Source organism: Christiangramia portivictoriae DSM 23547, from assembly GCF_000423045.1.
In the GTDB taxonomy this organism is placed as follows: domain Bacteria; phylum Bacteroidota; class Bacteroidia; order Flavobacteriales; family Flavobacteriaceae; genus Christiangramia; species Christiangramia portivictoriae.
The window spans coordinates 163,254-182,935 of the sequence record NZ_AUHF01000001.1 but is presented as its reverse complement, the minus strand read 5'-3'; the positions used below and the strand labels follow the sequence as shown (position 1 = coordinate 182,935).

The 19,682-nt window shown below is 38.1% G+C and carries 19 protein-coding genes; 7 read left to right on the top strand and 12 right to left on the bottom strand.

Annotated features, from left to right (window positions below; translation table 11 throughout):
- Window positions 1–12 precede the first annotated feature (12 nt).
- The 5 genes from G529_RS0100845 (at window position 13) to G529_RS0100820 (ending at window position 4,156) form a co-directional block, all read left to right on the top strand.
- On the top strand, window positions 13–1,281 hold the full coding sequence (locus G529_RS0100845; RefSeq protein ID WP_026913721.1) for a hypothetical protein: 1,269 nt from the start codon (window positions 13–15) through the stop codon (window positions 1,279–1,281).
- Between the two features lie 91 nt (window positions 1,282–1,372).
- Window positions 1,373–1,939 (top strand): YceI family protein, encoded by a 567-nt coding sequence (locus G529_RS0100840; RefSeq protein WP_026913720.1) that lies wholly within the window; start codon window positions 1,373–1,375, stop codon window positions 1,937–1,939.
- 60 nt (window positions 1,940–1,999) lie between these two features.
- Window positions 2,000–3,277 carry an acetyl-CoA hydrolase/transferase family protein gene (locus G529_RS0100835; RefSeq protein ID WP_026913719.1) on the top strand — a complete coding sequence of 426 codons (1,278 nt, stop codon included), beginning with the start codon at window positions 2,000–2,002 and terminating at the stop codon, window positions 3,275–3,277.
- Window positions 3,278–3,478: 201 nt separating this feature from the next.
- Window positions 3,479–3,763: a hypothetical protein gene (locus G529_RS0100825; protein WP_026913718.1), complete on the top strand. Its 285-nt coding sequence runs from the start codon at window positions 3,479–3,481 to the stop codon at window positions 3,761–3,763.
- A complete protein-coding gene (locus tag G529_RS0100820; protein ID WP_026913717.1) occupies window positions 3,764–4,156 on the top strand; it encodes a group III truncated hemoglobin in 393 nt (130 codons plus the stop codon).
- Between the two features lie 131 nt (window positions 4,157–4,287).
- Here G529_RS0100820 and G529_RS0100815 read toward each other — a convergent pair whose 3' ends face one another.
- The 4 genes from G529_RS0100815 to G529_RS0100800 all read right to left on the bottom strand — a co-directional run bounded on the left by G529_RS0100815 (window position 4,288) and on the right by G529_RS0100800 (window position 7,748).
- Window positions 4,288–5,055, bottom strand: coding sequence for a universal stress protein (locus G529_RS0100815; RefSeq protein WP_026913716.1), 768 nt, complete (start codon window positions 5,053–5,055; stop codon window positions 4,288–4,290).
- Window positions 5,056–5,144: 89 nt separating this feature from the next.
- A complete protein-coding gene (locus tag G529_RS0100810) occupies window positions 5,145–6,185 on the bottom strand; it encodes a response regulator (protein WP_026913715.1) in 1,041 nt (346 codons plus the stop codon).
- A gap of 24 nt (window positions 6,186–6,209) precedes the next feature.
- On the bottom strand, window positions 6,210–7,460 hold the full coding sequence (locus G529_RS0100805) for a PAS domain-containing sensor histidine kinase (RefSeq protein ID WP_035695368.1): 1,251 nt from the start codon (window positions 7,458–7,460) through the stop codon (window positions 6,210–6,212).
- Window positions 7,461–7,523: 63 nt separating this feature from the next.
- On the bottom strand, window positions 7,524–7,748 hold the full coding sequence (locus tag G529_RS0100800; protein WP_026913713.1) for a hypothetical protein: 225 nt from the start codon (window positions 7,746–7,748) through the stop codon (window positions 7,524–7,526).
- 149 nt (window positions 7,749–7,897) lie between these two features.
- Between G529_RS0100800 and G529_RS0100795 the strand changes: the two genes are divergently transcribed.
- Together G529_RS0100795 and G529_RS0100790 are read left to right on the top strand one after the other, a co-directional pair.
- Entirely contained in the window at window positions 7,898–8,200 is a 303-nt protein-coding gene (locus G529_RS0100795; RefSeq protein ID WP_051201309.1) for an HPF/RaiA family ribosome-associated protein, read from the top strand.
- Between the two features lie 16 nt (window positions 8,201–8,216).
- Window positions 8,217–9,050 carry a universal stress protein gene (locus G529_RS0100790; protein WP_026913711.1) on the top strand — a complete coding sequence of 278 codons (834 nt, stop codon included), beginning with the start codon at window positions 8,217–8,219 and terminating at the stop codon, window positions 9,048–9,050.
- Window positions 9,051–9,109: 59 nt separating this feature from the next.
- Here G529_RS0100790 and deoD read toward each other — a convergent pair whose 3' ends face one another.
- The 8 genes from deoD to G529_RS0100745 all read right to left on the bottom strand — a co-directional run bounded on the left by deoD (window position 9,110) and on the right by G529_RS0100745 (window position 19,674).
- Complete coding sequence (deoD, locus tag G529_RS0100785) at window positions 9,110–9,808, bottom strand: purine-nucleoside phosphorylase (protein WP_026913710.1); 699 nt, start codon at window positions 9,806–9,808, stop codon at window positions 9,110–9,112.
- A gap of 113 nt (window positions 9,809–9,921) precedes the next feature.
- The gene (gene hemN, locus G529_RS0100780) at window positions 9,922–11,289 is read right to left on the bottom strand and encodes an oxygen-independent coproporphyrinogen III oxidase (RefSeq protein ID WP_035695367.1); all 1,368 of its coding nucleotides are present in this window, start codon (window positions 11,287–11,289) and stop codon (window positions 9,922–9,924) included.
- 274 nt (window positions 11,290–11,563) lie between these two features.
- Window positions 11,564–11,917, bottom strand: a complete 354-nt coding sequence (locus tag G529_RS0100775) for a hypothetical protein (RefSeq protein WP_026913708.1) — start codon at window positions 11,915–11,917, stop codon at window positions 11,564–11,566.
- A gap of 291 nt (window positions 11,918–12,208) precedes the next feature.
- The gene (locus G529_RS0100765) at window positions 12,209–13,090 is read right to left on the bottom strand and encodes a carbohydrate kinase family protein (protein WP_026913707.1); all 882 of its coding nucleotides are present in this window, start codon (window positions 13,088–13,090) and stop codon (window positions 12,209–12,211) included.
- A 21-nt stretch (window positions 13,091–13,111) separates the two neighbouring features.
- A complete protein-coding gene (locus tag G529_RS16065) occupies window positions 13,112–14,659 on the bottom strand; it encodes a glycoside hydrolase family 32 protein (protein WP_051201308.1) in 1,548 nt (515 codons plus the stop codon).
- A gap of 12 nt (window positions 14,660–14,671) precedes the next feature.
- Window positions 14,672–16,081 carry a DUF4960 domain-containing protein gene (locus G529_RS0100755; RefSeq protein ID WP_169513766.1) on the bottom strand — a complete coding sequence of 470 codons (1,410 nt, stop codon included), beginning with the start codon at window positions 16,079–16,081 and terminating at the stop codon, window positions 14,672–14,674.
- Between the two features lie 26 nt (window positions 16,082–16,107).
- The gene (locus G529_RS0100750) at window positions 16,108–17,979 is read right to left on the bottom strand and encodes a glycoside hydrolase family 32 protein (protein ID WP_084509719.1); all 1,872 of its coding nucleotides are present in this window, start codon (window positions 17,977–17,979) and stop codon (window positions 16,108–16,110) included.
- A 3-nt stretch (window positions 17,980–17,982) separates the two neighbouring features.
- Complete coding sequence (locus G529_RS0100745; RefSeq protein ID WP_026913704.1) at window positions 17,983–19,674, bottom strand: RagB/SusD family nutrient uptake outer membrane protein; 1,692 nt, start codon at window positions 19,672–19,674, stop codon at window positions 17,983–17,985.
- Window positions 19,675–19,682: the final 8 nt, after the last annotated feature.

Sequence of the window (19,682 nt, the reverse complement as noted above, 5' to 3'; positions counted from 1 at the left end):
AAATCAATAATTATGAGAACTTTCACCACATACTTAAGTATCGTATTAATGGCCCTCATGGCCATGCCAGCAATGGCTCAGACGCAACGTGATCTTGATAACTTCCGTTACCGTGACCAGAGAGGTATCAATCAATTTGAAGCTCCAAAGGATACCGTAACCACATTCGACGGTGTACATGTAAGAGTTGGTGGTGCTTCCACTATCCAGTTCCAGACTTTAAGCCAGGAAAACGAAGGACCGATAGAACTGGTAGATCTTGGAAACAATTTTAACCTGGCAACAGCCAACCTGGATCTTGATGTGGCACTATACGACGGAGTAAGAATGCACTTGAGAACTTACCTTTCTTCTCAACACCACAACGAAGCCTATGTGAAAGGTGGGTACATCCAGGTGGATAAACTTAATTTTATTAGCGAAGGATTTGCTGAAGATCTAATGGATCATTTAAGAATTAAGATTGGTCACATGGAAAATAACTATGGTGATGCCCACTTTAGAAGAACAGATAATGCCATGTCTACTTACAACCCTTTTGTTGGTAACTACATCATGGATGCATTTACTACTGAAGTTGGAGCAGAACTATATTACTTTGATGGTCCATGGTTAGGAATGGTTGGTATCACCAATGGTAAGCTTAATCAAAATGTATCTGATAAAGACCAAACCAGCCCTTCATTCCTTGCTAAATTAGGATTTGATAACCAGTTTTCTGAAAATGGAAGATTCAGACTTACAGGATCTGTATACCACAGTGCTCACAATGATGCCAGAGGAGTTTATCTTTACAGAGGTGACCGTGCCGGATCCAGATATTACGAGGTATTGAGTGATGTAGAAGGTGGTGGTGATGGTTTTAGAGGTGGTATGGTTGTACCGGATTTCAGAAATAAAATGACCTCTATCATGATCAACCCATTCGTGAAAGTTGGCGGACTTGAATTCTTCGGAATTTTTGAAACAACTTCAGGTAGAGATGGTGGCCAGTCTGATAACAGGACTTACAACCAGTATAGTGGAGAGCTTCTTTACAGATTTGGAAATAACAACGATTTTCATATAGGTGGACGTTACGGTATGGTAGACGGGGAACTTAGCAGCGGTGAGGACATCGATGTAAATAGATTTCAACTTGCAGCAGGATGGTTCATGACCAAGAATATTCTAATGAAACTGGAATATGTAACCCAGGACTATGATGGGTATCCTGTTACCGACATTCACCACGGAGGAAAGTTTGATGGCCTTATGGTAGAAGCGGCAATAAGCTTCTAATCCAGAATCAATGCTTGTAAGGGTAGCATAATTAGGCCATAAGGGACTAAATATGCTACCCTATTTTTAATAACCTCAAAATTTTCTGATCATGAAACGACTTTTAATTTGCATTGGATTTGTGCTGTTTGGATGGTCTAACCAGGCTCAGAACGATTTCGAAAAGGAAACGATCCGGCTACTTCCAGACAGTAAATTGATCATCTCGGGAAGTACGAACGTGAATAAGTTTCATTGTGAATTCGATATAGAACTGATCTCAGATAGTAAACAGGTAAAATACCTTCATGAGTACGATCTTATAAAGTTTTCTGACCTGCAGCTAAATTTGCTTACCAAAGGGTTTGATTGCGGTAATAGAAAGATGAACTCAGATTTTCAGGATCTTTTAAAGAGCGATTCGTATCCACAGATCGTGATCGATATTGTGCAGGTTAGAGACTTAACTTCAGAAGAACCCGAAGCAGAAATTCGAGTAGAACTGGCTGGTCAAACCAACCATTACAAGTTGCCAGTTAGCATACATGAACAACGTTTTAAAGGAAAATTCAGAATGAATATTAGAGACTTTGGACTTGAGCCTCCTAGGAAAGCGATGGGTCTTATCATAGTCGACGAACATATTGAGGTGGCTTTCGATTTAAAGTTAGCACGTTAGAATAGCTCTAAGATTTTCTTTAAATTATAATGTTGACAAAATTTACCAAAACATAAAAAAATGAATGATCTAAAAATTGTATCAGCCCAGGACGCTGTAAAGGAAGTAAGATCTAACCAGAGAGTGTTCCTGCAGGGAGCTGCTATGACACCAAATATATTAATAGACGCACTTTGTGAGAGATACCAGGACCTTAATAATGTAGAAGTCATACAGATCCATACGGAGGGGACAGCTCTTTATACTCAAGCTCCCTACCAGGAATCGTTTAAGACCAATAGTTGTTTTGTGGGTGGAAACGTTAGAAAGGCAGTGAATTCAGATTATGGAGCTTATATTCCTATTTTTCTAAGTGAGATCCATGTGCTCTTCCGAAGAAATATTCTTCCCATTGATTTTGCTTTTATCCAGGTTTCCCCGCCAGATAAGCATGGATATTGTTCTCTGGGAGTTTCCGTAGATATTACGCTACCTGCCATTCAAAATGCAAAGAAAGTGATCGCCCAGGTGAATCCTCATGTTCCTAGAACACATGGCGACGGGATTATCCATATAAGTCAGATTGATGCTGCTATCGAGGTAAACCAGCCAATTCATGCTGCACATCCAGCTGAACCTACTGAAATTGAGAAACAGATAGGAAGGCACGTGGCAGGTCTGGTAGAGGATGGCGCAACGCTACAAATGGGAATTGGAGGAATTCCTAATGTGGTGCTGAACAATCTTACCAATCATAAAAGACTGGGAATTCATACGGAGATGTTCTCAGATGGAATTCTACCACTTATCGAAAAGGGAGTCATCACTGGTGAAGAAAAAGAGATCAAAACCGGCAAACTGGTTACCTGTTTTGCGGTTGGTTCCCCGAAGTTATATGATTTCGTAGATGATAATCCACTGGTGCATTTTAAGGAAGCTGCTTACACCAATGATACGGCCATCATTAGAAGGAATCCAAAGGTGACCGCGATCAACTCGGCGATAGAAATTGACCTAACCGGCCAGGTTTGTGCAGATACCATTGGGAAGATTCAGTATTCGGGAGTGGGTGGTCAAATGGACTTTATAAGAGGTGCTTCACTTTCTCATGGAGGAAAAGCGATTATTGCGATGCCTTCTATCACTAAAAATGGAGTTTCCAAGATAGTTCCTTATCTAAAAGAAGGTGCCGGAGTGACCACTACCCGTGCCCATGTACATTATATTGCTACTGAATATGGAGTGGTTGATCTTTTCGGGAAGAATCTGAAACAACGAGCGGAGGCATTGATCTCGATAGCACATCCAGATCACCAGGATGAATTAGCAAGACAGGCTTTTGAGCGATTGAACAACTAAATTTAATTGATTGCCATACTACCGCAAGCGGAACGAATTTATACTGAAAGCGTTCCGCTTCTTTTTTTGTAATTGGCTAATACTGAAGATCAAATACTTCAGAAATAATCTTTCAATGATTTAAGAGCGGTTTCATGACTGTGGTCATATTTTAGAAGAATGCCTGAGGCTATTTTTACACCATCATTAAAACTAGAAATCATGACTTTTTATCAAAAACAACTTTCAGAATTTACAAGAGATTTTTACGCAGGAGCATCTACAGGGATTATCGTTTCAAGTTGTCTTGGATCTATTGCAGCCATGCTTATATTAATGAATGGTCACGGACTGGCAGATATGATCCAGCTTGGAATGATCGTAGTGGCCTGTATGTGGTACAATGCTTCAGTCCTGGCACAGTTAAAAGCAAAATTCGTTTTTAATTCTTTAATTATTAGCATATTAATGAGTACTACCTTCATTCTTATCAATATCTTTCAGTAGATGCAGAAAGATGTAAAGGATCGTGAGGATATTCATAAACTGGTACTGGAATTTTACAGAAAAGTTCGAGAGAATGAGGAAATAGGTTACTTTTTCAATACGACCATCCAGAATTGGGATTCACACCTGGAAAAGATCACAGATTTTTGGGAAAGTAACCTCTTTTTTACCGGTAGTTTTCAAGGAAATCCTGCCATCGCCCATGTAAAAGTTGACAGGGCACATCAATATACCATTACCGAATATCATTTTGGTATCTGGCTCAACCTCTGGTTCCAGACCATAGATGAGCTTTATAATGGAAAAATGGCCTCCCGCCTTAAAAATAATGCTCGCAAGATGTCTACACACCTATTCCTTAGGATCTACCAGGGCAGACATTTAAAAAATTAAATATCTAATTTTTATATCTTAAAAGCTGGATTATTCAGTTCCTGCTGAGTCTATCGGCTTCATTCTTTTATACGCTGTGTAGAATACTAAGCAATTTGAAGCAGATTCATCAAGAGATGACTTTAGAAGTTTTAACCGTGGTACACGAAAATAGGGATCTCCACATTCATCTCTGCCGAAAATCCATGTCTGGAATGAAGCAGTCTATCACAGATGCTCAGGTTTTTTCCAACCACGAATATAATATGAAACTGTCTCTGAATTTCTCTGAATAGATCACGGGTAAATGGAACAGGAGTTTCAAACGGAATATCCCTGTTATCCTCATTTGGATATTTTATATCCCCATCTTTAATCTCAAGCAGTGTAAATTGAGAAGATTGTAAGAATTGAAGTTTGTCCAGAATATTGTTCTGTTCCTGCACTGCTAAGACTGCGGGATCTACTGGAAAAACAGTCTTTTCAGGTTTCTCATACGTACATCCTCCAGGTACGGCAATAATGTTGCACTTAATCTTTCTAACTACCTCATAGGCATGATCCCCAAGAATTGGATGGGCATGCTCATTCTGGCTTACTGCGCCAATAAAGATCAAGTCAATCTTCTTATCTATGAGTGCTTTTCTAATAGCACCTATAAGATTTTCTGAAGACAGAATAAGATCGAATTTATGCAATTTTGGTTTAGAATACTCGCCAAGTGAATCCACGGTGCTCTGTAGCGCATCGAGCGTGGAAACCAATTCCTTTTCCAGGCCTTTACTAGCAGATCTCTCAAAATTGAAATTGTGAATATTCAGAATATGAAAATTCACTTCCTTATCATGAAGGAAATCTACCGCATATTTACCTGCATTGGTCGAGGTTTCTGAAAAATCGGTTAGTATTAGAACATTCATCTATCTTCACTTAATACAGCGAAATTAGGCGAAGTCCTTCTGCAAAAAAATGATTAAAATCAGTTCTTATAAATTTAATGAGCTAGTGATCATTTTACCATTTTCAATGCCTGTGAATCCAGTAATTTTATATTCCTACCCTCGATCTCAATAAGTCCTTCTTTTTTAAATTCTGAAAGAGTTCTTATTAAACTTTCCGGAGCCATTCCAGCAACTCCAGCCAGGTCTGCTCTTGAAATCCTGATACTTTTTAAGGGATGTTTTTCGATCCTTTCAGCAAATAGAAGAATAGTATTGGCTGTTTTCTTTCGAACTGAGCCATAGGCCATATCCATTAACTGGTTTTTTAGCTCAGATAGATTATTGTTCAAAACCTCAACAAGTTGCATCGTGATCTTTGGGTTTCCAGCCAGGATCTTTTGAAATTCCTCTCTCGAAACCGTATACAACTGCGTCTCTTCCATAGCGGTGGCATAATCCTCATAAGATGACTGAGGATCATTTGCGTGATTTCCGAAAAAATCATCTTCCTTATACAGCTCGGTGATCAACTCCTTTCCCTGGTTATCCAGGCGATGAGCCTTTACTATCCCGCGTTTAACGAGATAGAAATAATTCGCGTGTTTATCTTTCTCATAAATGGTTTCTCCCTTTTTAAAATACTGGAGTTCCTGTTTTGAGAATAGTTCCCTGAGATCGTTCAGGTCCTTCAACTTCTCCTCATCCTCAGGGGTTTCATCTTTAATATAAGATTTTAGAATTGCCACTTTTGCGAGCCTGCTTTCAATAGCACTTAACAACTCTTCTTCTTCAAAAGGTTTGGTCAAATAATCATCGGCGCCCAGGTCCATTCCCTTGCGAATATCCTTATGTTCTGTTTTTGCTGAAAGAAATATGAATGGAATGTTTAAAGTTGAAGGATTTTTGCTGAGAGCTTCTAAAACTCCATAACCGTCAATCTCTGGCATCATGATATCGCAAATGATTATATCGGGAACTTCCTTCTTAGCGGTCTCGATTCCAAGTTTTCCATTAGACGCGGTGATCACATCGTAATTGGAAAGTTCTAGCAATTCTGCCGTATTTTCCCGTACGGTAACATCATCTTCTATTAGCAACAATTTTTTCATAAGTCGGCTTAAAATTTTATCAGGTTAGGACTTATCCATAGGAACTTCTATGGTAAAAGTGGTTCCTTTATTTTCTTCGCTTTCAAACTGGATCGTTCCTCCCAGGTTTTCAAGATGAGTTTTCGCAATGTTCAATCCAATTCCTGTTCCCTGGTCCAGCAAAGCATTTTCTGCTCTAAAATATCGCTCAAAAATATGTTTTTGATCTTTCTTCGGAATCCCTCTCCCCTGATCTTTTATTTTGAAAACGATTAGATCATCATGGAAATCGACCATGAATTGAATGGAAGTATTTTCCGGGGAATATTTGATCGCGTTGCCTAATAGATTGGAAAGAATCAATTCAAGGATCTTTTCATCCATAAAAAGCTCTACATCTTCGATCTCTTTTGGGTAAGAGATCTCCTGACCATCCTTGAGGGTAATATTTGCATTGTAAATGACCTCATTGATAAGTCGCTTTAATCCGAATTTTGAATATTTGTACTGTCCTCTTCCACTATCCAGACGTTCAATGGAAAGAAAATCATTCAGAATATTATTAAGGTAATGAACCTTATTTCTAATGGTTACGAGATGCTTCTCGCGTTTGGGCTGTTGATCTTCTTTGGTATATTTTTCAGCAAGAGTTGCAGAAGTAAGGATTCCGCTTAAAGGAGTTTTGAATTCGTGAGATACCAGGGACAGGAACTTTGTTTTTAGTTCATTAAGCTCTTTTTCTTTTTGAAGAGCATCTTTAATCTTTTCTTCGGCTTCTTTTCTGCGATTAATTTCTTCGCCCAGTTCAACGTTCAGGTTTTTAAGATCTTCTACGCTATCACTTAGTTCCCGGGTTCTAAGTTCAATTTTCTCTTCCAGCTCAGAATTCAGCTCTCTAATTTGCCTTTGGTTCTCTTTACGGATCGTGATATCTATGATTAGCGACATTACATACCTTTCACCCTCGATCTCGAATGGATTAAGACCAGCCTCTACAGGAAAAAGTGAACCATCCTTTTTAACTCCATAAAGATCCCGACCATGTCCCATCTGGCGCTTTTCACTCTTATCGATGAACTGGTCTACATGCTTATGATGTATATGGTGATAATCTTTGGGTACAAGACGATCGAGATGTTGATTCAATAGTTCGCCTTGCTGGTAACCAAACATTTCTTCAGCAGCAAGATTAGCTGCTACAACGATCTGACTGGAATTTACTACGATAATACCTTCCGAAGCGGCCTGGAACAGTAAATTAAGAACATTCTTATTGTCGAAAAAATTTTCCTGCAAAATAGGTTTCGTTTAAGATCACTAAGTTAAAATCTTTTTGTTGATACCCATAAAGTTGAAACCTTATTCGTCTAGACCTGGAGTATGATCCTCATACCCATCTTTAAATGTTTTGCTGGTCTTATAATCATCGGTAAGGACTTTATAAACCGTAAGGAAAAAAAGAATCTGACCTGCGATCATAAGGTAAAAAACCGGTGCGAAACCTATTCCTGTAGAAGCGAGGATGGTGAGCAGCAATAAGATCACACTTGTAATGACCAAAAAAGTGATGCCTGTAATTTTCATCGTTTTCTCCTTAATTTACAGATATTTAGAAAAAACGATTCACAATATTTATCTAAAATGTTTGAATACAGATCCATCTATTCATGATTTCTGTCATATTTTTTCATGTATGTATCTTTTAGCTTTACGTATCGACCAAAAATTGTGATATGATGCTCAACCAGATACACTATGTGAAAATTCCTGAAAGTCCCGCACTGAGCAACTTTACGAACCGGAAACTAGATCTGCTTCGTCGAAGATATGATACCATACAGAATTTGCATGTTCATTTTAAGCTAGAAAATACCAGGCATGGAAATGCTAAAGTTTGCGCGATAGAATGCACAACTCCGGGCTTCAGGATTCATGCCAGCGCTACCAGGGAATATTTTGAACACGCATTAAAAACGGCTATGAACGAGTTGATAAAACAGCTTGAAAAGAGAAATGCCGTATTACAGATTGTCTAATTAAAAGCTAAGTATCATGAAAACTATATTCGTACCCGTAGACTTTTCAAAATATTCTGAAAACGCACTCGAAGTGGCCGCCGACTTGGCGAAAAAACATGGTTCCCGGATCATTCTCGCACATATGCTTGAAATAGCTAACTCCTACCTTACCGAGGATCAACAGCAGGAAGTATTTAACGTGATGTATTATATAAAGATCGCAGACCAGCATTTCAAAGAACTTCGGAAGAAGGAATACCTTAAAGGGATTGAAGTAGTGGAAGTGATGAAGCCCTATCGAATTTTCTCTGAAATTAATACCATCGCTGCGGAACATGATAGCGATTTAATCGTGATGGGATCTCATGGAGCGACGGGTATAAAAGAGGTTTTTATCGGTTCCAATACCGAAAAAGTGGTGCGTACAGCAGATATTCCCGTACTCGTTATCAAGGAGAGAAGTCCAGACTTCCATATTGATAAAGCGGTGTTCGTAACCGATTTTGATGATAGCAACCAGGATACTTTTAAAAGGGCCAGGAAGTTCTTTAGTTATTTTGACGTTGAGCCTAAGTTGCTATATATTAATATTCCTGAAAAATTTATGAGCACAGCCGAAATAAAACGTAATGCACATAATTTTATGAGTACTGCAGGTATTGATCCTTCAGACTTCGACAAGCACGTAGTATTTTATGCTGATTATACCGCTGAAAGAGGTGTGTTCAATTATTGTGAAGAGGCGAAAATAGATGCCATCGCCATTTCCACGCATGGAAGAAAAGGCCTGGGTCATTTCTTTTATGGCAGTGTGGGAGAAGATGTAGCAAATCATGCTGATATTCCGGTAATCACCTTTAAGATCTGAAAATGAACAAGGGAGCTATAAATTGTTAGTTCCCTTTTTTATTCTGAAATTATGTGATACTAGAAAGAATTCAGTGCTATTTTCACCATATCGCTGAGTTTTTGCTCTCTCATTTCTGCGGAAATCTCTTCAGTAGTTACCAGTGAATCAGAAATAGTAAGAATAGATAAGGCTTTTACTCCAAATTTGGCAGCCAGCGTGTAGATTGCCGCCGTTTCCATTTCCGCACAAAGCACTCCATATTTAGCCCACTGTTTAAAATAATCAGGCTTCTCATCATAAAAGTAATCAGATGAGAGAACGTTACCGGCATGAAATGGAATAGTGCTTTTTTCCGCGAAATTTATAGCTTTTAGTAGAAGGTCGATACTGGCGGTTGGAGCAAAGTCGGCATTACCAAATACAGCTCTGTTCAAGGAAGAATTTGTAGAAGCCGACATGGCGATCACAATATCCATCAGTTTTAGCTCTGGCTGGAAAGCGCCGGCGCTACCAACCCGGATAAGGTTTTGAACCTTATAGGTCTCCAGCAATTCCTGACAATAAATGAGCGTAGATGGAATGCCCATTCCCGTTCCCTGTACAGACACCCTTTTTCCCTGGTAAGTTCCGGTAAAGCCCAGCATCCCCCGAATATTATTATAGCAAAAACTATCTTCGAGAAAGGTCTCAGCGATCCACTTTGCCCGTAAAGGATCCCCGGGAAGTAAAACCGTTTCGGCTATATCACCTTTTTTAGCTTCTATATGTATACTCATGGCTTTCGTATTGCTTTGGTTTCTGATGTGGTTCAGAGATCGATCAATTCCTCTTTTTAGTAATCTATGTTGTAAAAACTGTCGAATAGTGGAATAAAAGTATCGCTTAATATCTATACTGTCATTGAAAATAATTTCGCATCAGGTTTTTTCCTGATTAACCTGAGATCAAAAGCCATACACACATTTCTAACAAATGGCCTTCCTTTCTCGGTAACAATGATATAATTTGAATCTCTTTCTATGAGTCCGTCATCTGCCATCTCCTGTAAACTAATAAGCACGTCGGGTAATTCCTGGAAAGTTTGATGTGCCGTATACCAGGAAGTTTTCAGCTTACACATTATATTGAGAACATGTTTTCTAATAACCAGATCTTCTTCGTTTAAAATATGTCCTCTTAATAAAGGGAGCATCCCATTATTCACCAGATTTTGATATTCTTCCACACCCTTCACATTCTGGGCGAAACCATACCAGCTATCACTAATCGCAGAAACACCAAGCCCTAACATAGCCTGAGTTTTCGAAGCCGTGTAGCCCATAAAATTTCTATGCAGCGTTTTATTATCTAGTGCCATACTGAGAGTATCAGGTTTGAGGGCGAAGTGATCCATCCCAATTTCTACATAACCGGCATTTAATAACATTTGTTTACCAGTTTCATACTGCACGCGTTTTTCAGCCGCTGTTGGAAGATCCTTCTCGTTAAAACCTCTCTGCCCGCTACCTTTGATCCATGGAACATGGGCGTAACTATAAAATGCGATCCTGTCTGGCATAAGATCAAGGGTACGTTGCATGGTATAAATGATATCGTTTCTGGTCTGAAATGGCAATCCAAAGATAATATCATGACCTACTGAAGTAAAACCAGCTTCCCTTGCATTTTGCGTTGCAAGTAGGACATTTTCATACGACTGAACTCTATGAATAGCTTTCTGTACTTCTGGATTATAATCCTGAACTCCATAGCTTACCCGGGTAAATCCAAACTTTGCAAACAGCTCGAGATGTTCCCTACTGGTATTATTGGGATGCCCTTCAAAACTAAATTCGGAAGCTTTAGATCTTTTAGCGCGTTTAAATATTCCTTCCAGTAGATAGCCCAGGTTTTCAGCAGAAAAGAAAGTGGGAGTTCCTCCTCCCAGGTGCAGTTCCCTGATGACCGGTTTTTCCGGAAATAAAGTACAGTACATCTCCCATTCTTTTAGAACCGAATTGATATAGGGAACTTCCATTCCATGGTTTTTTGTAATTCTCTTATTACAACCGCAAAATGTGCAAAGACTTTCACAGAAAGGTAGATGTATGTAGAGGCTTATACCTTCAGATGAATTTGATTCTTTAAAACTTTGAATAAGCGAGGATTTCCAGGCATTTCCTGAAAAGCTGTCCTGATCCCAGTAAGGAACGGTTGGATAGCTGGTATACCTTGGACCCTGGATATTATACTTCTGAACTAAGGCTGAATGAGTCATAGTAAAATTTTGAATTCAAAACTATGAACAGGTTCTAAAAGGAAATATGACAACCGTCAGCTAAGTGGAAATCTTCTCTTCTGAAGAAACTTCAGAAGAGAAGATGAAATCGAGGATTCACAGTAGTCGATTTAGAAACTAAAGTTTTGAAGAATCTGAAGTATTCTATGTTATTAAAATACTTATTGATTAAAAGCAAAATAGAAAACACCTGATACAAAAAAACCTGCACGATCAAGTGCAGGTTTTTTAATTTAAGAATATCTAAAGTCAACTATTTGGACTGAATGAGCTGAAAGGCTTCTCTAATCTGTCCTTTGATCATTTCCGGCATCTGGCTTTGATCGAGCTTTTCAAATTGTTCCAGATCAAGCTTGGGACCTACCAGGTATTGATACTTTCGATCTTCACTCACAACTATGGATACAATAGCAACCTTATCTCTTTGCGTCGTATTTATGGCTACCTGGTTTGGAATTACTTCAAATACTATATTGAAATTTTGAAGGTTTTCATCGATCTCTGTTTTATCCATATTTAAATAAAGGTCGTCCAGGATCTTCTGACCACTCTGATATTCAGCTATTTCGCCATTCCCGTTATTAAGTTTTAATGTCGGATTTTCCATTCTTCTAAGTTTTTAAGAGCTAAGATATCATCACTTTCAGATTTTTTTCAAAAATAAAAACCAAAACCATAATAAAATATTCTAAATGTCGGTTTTGGAACTGCTCTAAACTTATTTCAGAGCTTTTCATTGATTTTTATATTACTCAGGATTACATAGAAAATCTCAAGCATTCAATTGCAGTGCTGAAGAATTTGAGATGGAGATTTAGTACAAAACATTATTTTAATAAGACATGATAGACCTTATTTGGAGAGAAATAGTTTGTTTAAACTAAAAGACAAAAGTTTTCTATCCCTGCCAAAGTAAATCATTTATCTCCTCATGGGAAACAAGGGAATTCGCTCCAGCTTTAGAGGCTACCAATCCCGCAAGAGCACAAGCAAAATCCAAAGCCATATTGGGTCTTTTTCCCTGAATCAATTGGGATACATAGCCAGCTAGAAAAGAGTCTCCCGCACCAACCGTATCTTTGACCTTTACCAGAAAGCCTGTGTTATGGTAGAACTCTCCATTGTGATATAATGTTACTCCACAAGCTCCCTGGGTAACGCAAATATGATCTGTTTGAGTATATTCAGAAATCAATCTGAGCATTTCTGTAACCGAGGTAGTTGTGTCTCCTTTTAAATAACTGCAAACCTCTTCAAGTTCATCTCTATTAAGCTTAATGAAGTCAGCGTAAGACATTAAATCAACTAAAGTAGCCATATCATAATGTGGCTTTCGTAAGTTGACATCTAATACCTTATAATTAGCTACTTCTAAAAGCTTAAATAAGGTTGTACGAGATTCCTTATTTCTATTAACCAAACTTCCATAGATGAAATAATCAGCCCTGGAGACTTTATTTTTCAAGTTTGGCGTATATTCAATATAGTCCCAGGCAGATGGAAACTTAATAGTATAAGAAGCATTTCCAGCCCTGTCTATTTGTACATCAACAATCCCGGTTTCGTGTTCTTTATCCTTTTGAATTATATGATTTTGACCATTCTCGCTCAAATATTCAATTAGTCGTTCTCCATATTGATCATTTCCAACTTTACTGATGATCGTAGAATTTACATTTAATGAATTCAGTCTCAAGGCGACATTTAAGGGGGCTCCTCCGATTTTTTCTCCTTTGGGCAATACATCCCAAAGGACCTCGCCAAAACAAATTACCGACATTTATTTTCTCTTTTTATTTATTTAATCTTGGTTGATCAGAATATTACCAAAATCAGTTAATCCAAATTCACCATATAATCCCCAAGCTGAATCATAAATATTATAAATCCTGTTACTTAAAGCGACCTCTCCGTTTAGGTAGAGTACAGCCACTGAATCTTCGACGTATAATTCAAAATGATATTCTGTATCCGAATCAAAATCGTAATAGACTACATTTTCGAAGTTTCCATTATTTATAGCTATTATCTTATTATTTCTTGGTTCCAGCTGAATACGAAAAGATTCCGAAGGATTGTCATTTCCACCAAGGAAAATCCCGGCATTCGCTTCCTGACTAACAGAGATATTTCCACTCACCTTTGAGGTTCCACTCAAATTTTGAAAAACAATCTTAGCTTGGCCTTCTGAAGCATCTATTTGAAAACCATTTTCATTTTCAGTAACTCCATTAGAAGTTTCCTTAATTTCAGGTACTTCTGAATTTGCAAAGACAGATGAAACGGAAGAAGGTGCTTTAACGGCTAAATGTTTTCCATCAGCTTGCTGGTGAAGCTCATGAACCACAAGGTTTCCTCCAAAATCTTTAGTTCCTGAATTCGTTTCGGGACTCTTTCTGGCTGTCCAGCCTGCCAGGTAGCGGTTATTGCCATCTGAAACAGCTTTCCCAGCATAGAAAAATTGACCGTCTACCATATCATTTGCTGGTTTTTCCCAGGGACCCTTAGAACTCGTTGCTACCCGGTAATGTGTAATTTTATCTTTCCAGTTTTCAGAAAATATCAAGTACCAGTAATCTCCCATTTTGAATAGATCTGGAACTTCCATCATCAAATAATTATCTTCATCTTTAGTCGTATAGAGTGGTTCCTGGACTGCCCATTCATCGGTAGAAGGATCTGGGCTGGTAAATAATAAAATCACTGCTTTCCTTGCATCGGTCTGTGCACTAACCAGCATCCAGTATTCTCCCACCTCTTCATTAAATAAAACATGAGGATCTCTAAATTCAAAATCATAATATCCTTCAGGTGCAGTGATCTTAAAATCCCCTTTCTTTGTCCAGTTTTCGAGATCGTCACTCGTAGCCAACAATACACTTTCTCTGGGGTTTTCCTCCAAGAATGCAGAAGTACCATTATGTCCAGTGTAGTAATAATAATAGGTGCCATCGACCTTAATGAGCGAACCCGTACCAACGGCAAAATCTGGTTGTCCTGGATTGCCGTAATCAATAGCTCTCCCTTCGTAATCATAATTCACGAAGTCTTCGGTCTCAAATGCGTGAATATCATGGAATCCTTCTCCTGCTGGCTTATTCTGTGCATCATGTAGAAAGAACATGTGAAATTTTCCATTTTCATAATATGGCATTACATCTGCTGTCCAACCTGTAGTGTTATAAGGGTCTGATTCTCCCTTCCAGCCCGAAGAAGGTTTTGGAAAAATTCCCAAATTACTTTCCGTTGGTGCTATTGGGGGAATGTCGTTTACCTCATCACTTTGACTACATCCTCCTAAAATTGTTAATAAAATAATTACTGAAATTACATCTATATACTTCTTCATATCATTCTTCTTTTACTCGTCTCCTTCTAAATAATCAATAGAATTTCTAGTAAGTTGTTGAATATTACTTAAAAAACCATTCGGAGCACTAGGAACTCCATCCGGATTTGTTTCATTATACCAATCATAGGCACCAAAAGCGATCACTATAGCGTTCCCCTCGGAGCTTTCTGAAGGAAATTCTGCAATGGCTACACGACCATCTAACGTATTATCCCAATCTTCACTTGCAAGATTAATTCCCCCTGTTTGCTCACGCCATCCTTCGCCATTTCCATATCCACCCCATTCAGGCAAAAACCACCAGGCGGTATGATTTAGTCTAAAAGTACCTTTTTCTAAAAATTTTGCTTTACCCTCTTCGAAGGTTTCCAGACCCTGAAAGATTGGATGTTCTGTTCTTGTTTTGAATGAAATTCCCCATGAGTTATTCTCATCAACAAATCCATTCGGCAGGAAATCACCAAATACGTTATTTGGTCCTTTTCCGTCAGGCACCAGATCTAATGCTTCTACATACCTTGCTGCAAAAGTTGATAAGAGTATTCCACCACCATTACTATAATAAGTTTTTAATTTCTCTAGAACGATATTATCCAGTGCAATACCAGGTAATTCCATACTGGAATCATTATGCCACCAAATAACTGAATAATCCAGTTGTGCTCCATCTTTTATATCCTGAAAAGAAATATACTCTGCATTCCCATATGTTGAGAAAAACCAGTCAGAAGCTGCCTTTTCATCAGGATTGGTAATCTCAGATCTAGTAGCAGCAATTCCTAAAAATGCTATTTTCGAACCATTATTTGGTGTACTAACATTAATCGTATAAGTTTCACTATTACCCTGTCCGGTTACAGTAAAGGATACAGGTTCTGAAAAATCCATTGGGGATGTAAAATCCAGATCGGTAGACACGCCTTCAGTCAAACTAATTTCAGCTTGTAAATTTGATACGTCAAAATCCTCACCCTGAAGCGTTACAGAAATAGAATTTGTATTATCATTGATAGAACCTGGGCTTCCATTTACTGAAAAACTGGAAATTGGTTTATTTACTTTTGCTGAAACTGTATAATCCTTATAAAGATTTCCATTAACAACAGTATATGTTACGGGCTGTGCAAGACTTATTGCTTCGTTTAAGCCTGGATTTATAGTAGCTCCTGCGGGAAGGCTAATTTCAGGAATGATATTGTTTACTGATATCCCGTAAGGCAGTTGAAATACGATAGTTCCTGCATTTTGATCTATGGTTCCTTGAACTCCTTCGATATTAAAAGTCGTTACCTGTACAGGTTGATCAAGATTGAAATCTGAATTCCCATCATCTTCCTTATCACATGACATTAAGAAAAAGACACAGCAAGACAGTAGTCCAATAAAAAACCTGGAAATAGGCATTTTTGTAATTCTCATGTTTCTCATTTTACGTTAGTTTTATTTTATTTTTTATTCCATATGGAATTCATTTTCCATACTTTAAGATGATTGATAGTTACTCCATTTTGTGAGGCACTAATAGATGCCATTTTTTGTGAAGGACCTGGATAGGTGAGTACACTAAAAACTTTTTCACCCTGAGCTGTAAAAATTTCTACGGAAGAGCGATCAACAAATATTTTAAGCTGGAGTTTATTATTATCGGCATTCACCGGCGCCCTCATAATGTCGCTGAATTTTTTCTGAAATTCTAAATTGTCAGAATTTGTTACGTTCGTTCGATCAACTGAAAATAATTGAGTCCTGGAATTGTAAGATACTATCAAAGACCTCCCATCACCCTTTTGTAATTCTACATATACTTCTCCTTCTTCTGGAAGATTTAGTGAAAGATCCATCTCATAAGAGTTGTCAAAACCAATAATCTGGTCAAGTTTCAATTCCTGGTCCAAATCAATATCCTTCAATACAATAGAATCTGACCTCAGGGTTTTAAATTGAGGTGTAACTTCCTGAACTAGTCTATAACCGTTCTCCTTTTCCCGAAGGTTTAGGGTTCTTGGTAAAGACTCAAAACCTTTACCCCAGGTACTTGGTACCATATTAGCATATTCCCAATTCCCTATCCAGCCTAACATAGTTTTGTCTTTCAAACTTCCTTCGTAATCACGCCAAGTTCTAGCAGCGTAGAAGTCGTTACCATAATCCAGCCATAAGCCATGTTCCAGATTTGTATTCCAAAGTTCATCAGCAACTAAAATATGATCTATCGCTATAGGCGATTCACTGTTCGCAAAAGTAACATAGGCCTGCTTTCCTAAGAATTCTGAAACGTCCCAGCCTTTCCAGCGGAAAATATTATCATTTTTTCCTGAAGCACTTCTAACAATTTTATCATTGATAATTAAATTCAAAGAGTTATCAGAATCGGTTCCACTAATTAAAAAATTGATGACCGGTTTTGATATTTCAAATGTTCTAGATTTCCAGTTTTTTGAATTTGTAGCAGTTACATAGTTCTCTCCCAAAAAACCTTTTCTCGCAATAGAATCAACTGCAAGTTCACTTTCTTCAAAATTTTGAATTAACTTTCCTGGAATTCCGATTCCTTTATTTAAATAGGCTGTGGTATTAGAATCTGCCTGAAAGCTCTTTCCATCAAAATCACCTACAAAATACTGTACCCTGTTGGGTCCCCTACCTATTAAAAGAACCCAACGATATTCGCCTGGTTTTCCCTCAATTGGGACCTTAAAAATATCAGGACACTCCCAAAAGGAATTCTGAACCCCCAAACCTGAAAATTCACTTAAATAACGCCAGCTTTTTAGATCTCCCGAATCATAGAATTGCACCTTTTGTTCATTTGGTAACGAAACTGCCATGATCCATTTATTAGTTTCTTCATACCAAAATACCTGGGGATCTCTGAAGAATATTTTATTTATATCTAAAACTGGATTTTTGTCGTAATAATCAAAGCGTAAACCATCATGGCTAATTGATATTGCCTGAGCTTCTGGCAAGGTATCTCCAGGATAATGTCTTGTATAAAAAGCGATCATGCTGTTTTTGCCAAAACCTGCTTCATTCTTTTTATCCACCACTACCGATCCGGAAAAGTAACTGAAGTCACCTGGATCACCTTTCATTGGATCTTCTAGTTGTTCCCAGTGAACCAAATCCTTGGACACAGCATGTCCCCACCAAAAAAGATGATAAGTATCCTCATAGTAAATTAATCCATCCGGATCCCCAATCCAGCCTTTAGATGGGCTGAAATGATATTGTGGTCTATATGGCTCATTATATTGGGCAAACGCGTTAATGGAAAAACTTACCATGAGTATTAATATGAAAGTATATCGTTTCATACACTAATAATTAGGATTCTGGACATAACGGTCTTCACTCCAAAATATCTGATTTTGTGGTATTGGAAGATATTCATGTTTACCTGCCACAAAAGATGCTCCCTGAAGAAAATCTTTTCTCGACTGTTCAACACTCAGGTAGCTATTTAATACTGGTTCAGCTACACCCCATCGAACCAGATCAAAAAAACGTTCACCCTCTAAAGCTAGTTCTATTCTTCTTTCGTATCTAACAGCTTTTCGAGCATATTCTTGCGACCAGCTTATATTTGTACCAGGCATATACTGAGAAACCTTATAATTTGCCAAAAGACTTCCATCAGCATTTACCAGTTTTTCGGTACTTTGAGAAGCTCTATCCCTCAACTCATTAATTAAAGGCAAGGCTTCATCGTGTCTGCCAAGTTCAATTAGAGCCTCTGCTTTATTAAGCATTACCTCTGCATACCTTAAGATTATTCTAGATTTTGAATTACCGTAGAATGGATCTACATTTTCATATTGATCAGACTGTACGTTTTCCTTCAGGGAATTGTAAAAGCCATATATCTCTGGTGTTCTACTCCAGCCCTCTTCAAAGATTAAAGCAGTTTCATATTTCCAGGGATTTCCAGGGTGGGCTATGGTATGATCTAAACGAGGATCAACATTATCTGTATCAAAATCAATATTTTCAGCATTAAAACTGTCCAGATAAGGAACTCCATTTTCATCAGTCTTAAAAGCATTAGCCAAATTTTGAGAAGGCTTTTTAAAATCACAACAGCCAAGGCCCTGAGGCACAGTTAGCATATCACCAAAATTTAATCGCCCGTTGGCTGTACCATCACTTGTAGAAAACTGAACTGCGAATAAAGATTCCGGTCCATTTTCATACGATCCAGATAGGAAATTATTAGCGAAATCTGATTCCAGACTGTGATTAGAAGACAGTACCTCATCTGCTGCAGCAATCGACTTTTGCAATAATTCCTGATTCACGTTTATTACATTATATTGATCATTTTGTTCATAAGCCTGATATAATCTCGATTTAGATAAGTATGCATATGCAGCTATCTGATCAGCACGACCAATTTGTGGCTGAACCATAGGCAGGTTTTCAGCAGCGAACTCAAAATCGGCTGCTATTTTTTCCCAAACCTCCTGGCTTGTTAGTTCTACATTGCTTATAAGTTTATAATCTGCGGCTGGAACATTTTCATCGATATATGGAATTCGATTAAATAGCCTTTTTAATTCAAAATAAAAATGTCCTCTAATAAACCTAAGTTCTGCCTGTCGAGTCGTTAACTGAGGATACTCATCTTCTGTGAAATTCTGAAGAATTCGTAAACCTTCATTGGCTCTACGAACGCCTATATACAAATGGAACCATAATCCATCTATTTCCCACATATCTGGGCGTACATTGGTGAAAGTTTCCATAAAATGAAATCCCTGCCCATCACCTGGATCACGTCCACCTTTATATGCATCGTCGGCACGCATGTCACCATATTGCCATAAACTAAAAGGCCTGTTGATCTCATCGTTGCCTAACTGGGAGTAAGCTGCTATAACAAATTTTTCAGCATCTTCAGGCGTGCTTATTTGCTCTTCGTTTAATACTCCTTTTGGATCGACATCTAGCACATCCTCACAAGATGTACAGAAGAAAAAGCATAGCACCAAAATTGTAATATATCTTTTCATGTTTTTCA

What these genes read in the sequence shown, in the direction of transcription:
- G529_RS0100845 (WP_026913721.1), top strand. Translation starts at nt 13, where the DNA reads ATGAGAACTTTCACCACATACTTAAGTATCGTATTAATGGCCCTCATG.
- G529_RS0100840 (WP_026913720.1), top strand. Translation starts at nt 1,373, where the DNA reads ATGAAACGACTTTTAATTTGCATTGGATTTGTGCTGTTTGGATGGTCT.
- G529_RS0100835 (WP_026913719.1), top strand. Translation starts at nt 2,000, where the DNA reads ATGAATGATCTAAAAATTGTATCAGCCCAGGACGCTGTAAAGGAAGTA.
- G529_RS0100825 (WP_026913718.1), top strand. Translation starts at nt 3,479, where the DNA reads ATGACTTTTTATCAAAAACAACTTTCAGAATTTACAAGAGATTTTTAC.
- G529_RS0100820 (WP_026913717.1), top strand. Translation starts at nt 3,764, where the DNA reads ATGCAGAAAGATGTAAAGGATCGTGAGGATATTCATAAACTGGTACTG.
- G529_RS0100815 (WP_026913716.1), bottom strand. Translation starts at nt 5,055, where the DNA reads ATGAATGTTCTAATACTAACCGATTTTTCAGAAACCTCGACCAATGCA.
- G529_RS0100810 (WP_026913715.1), bottom strand. Translation starts at nt 6,185, where the DNA reads ATGAAAAAATTGTTGCTAATAGAAGATGATGTTACCGTACGGGAAAAT.
- G529_RS0100800 (WP_026913713.1), bottom strand. Translation starts at nt 7,748, where the DNA reads ATGAAAATTACAGGCATCACTTTTTTGGTCATTACAAGTGTGATCTTA.
- G529_RS0100795 (WP_051201309.1), top strand. Translation starts at nt 7,898, where the DNA reads ATGATGCTCAACCAGATACACTATGTGAAAATTCCTGAAAGTCCCGCA.
- G529_RS0100790 (WP_026913711.1), top strand. Translation starts at nt 8,217, where the DNA reads ATGAAAACTATATTCGTACCCGTAGACTTTTCAAAATATTCTGAAAAC.
- deoD (WP_026913710.1), bottom strand. Translation starts at nt 9,808, where the DNA reads ATGAGTATACATATAGAAGCTAAAAAAGGTGATATAGCCGAAACGGTT.
- hemN (WP_035695367.1), bottom strand. Translation starts at nt 11,289, where the DNA reads ATGACTCATTCAGCCTTAGTTCAGAAGTATAATATCCAGGGTCCAAGG.
- G529_RS0100775 (WP_026913708.1), bottom strand. Translation starts at nt 11,917, where the DNA reads ATGGAAAATCCGACATTAAAACTTAATAACGGGAATGGCGAAATAGCT.
- G529_RS0100765 (WP_026913707.1), bottom strand. Translation starts at nt 13,090, where the DNA reads ATGTCGGTAATTTGTTTTGGCGAGGTCCTTTGGGATGTATTGCCCAAA.
- G529_RS16065 (WP_051201308.1), bottom strand. Translation starts at nt 14,659, where the DNA reads ATGAAGAAGTATATAGATGTAATTTCAGTAATTATTTTATTAACAATT.
- G529_RS0100755 (WP_169513766.1), bottom strand. Translation starts at nt 16,081, where the DNA reads ATGAGAATTACAAAAATGCCTATTTCCAGGTTTTTTATTGGACTACTG.
- G529_RS0100750 (WP_084509719.1), bottom strand. Translation starts at nt 17,979, where the DNA reads ATGAAACGATATACTTTCATATTAATACTCATGGTAAGTTTTTCCATT.
- G529_RS0100745 (WP_026913704.1), bottom strand. Translation starts at nt 19,674, where the DNA reads ATGAAAAGATATATTACAATTTTGGTGCTATGCTTTTTCTTCTGTACA.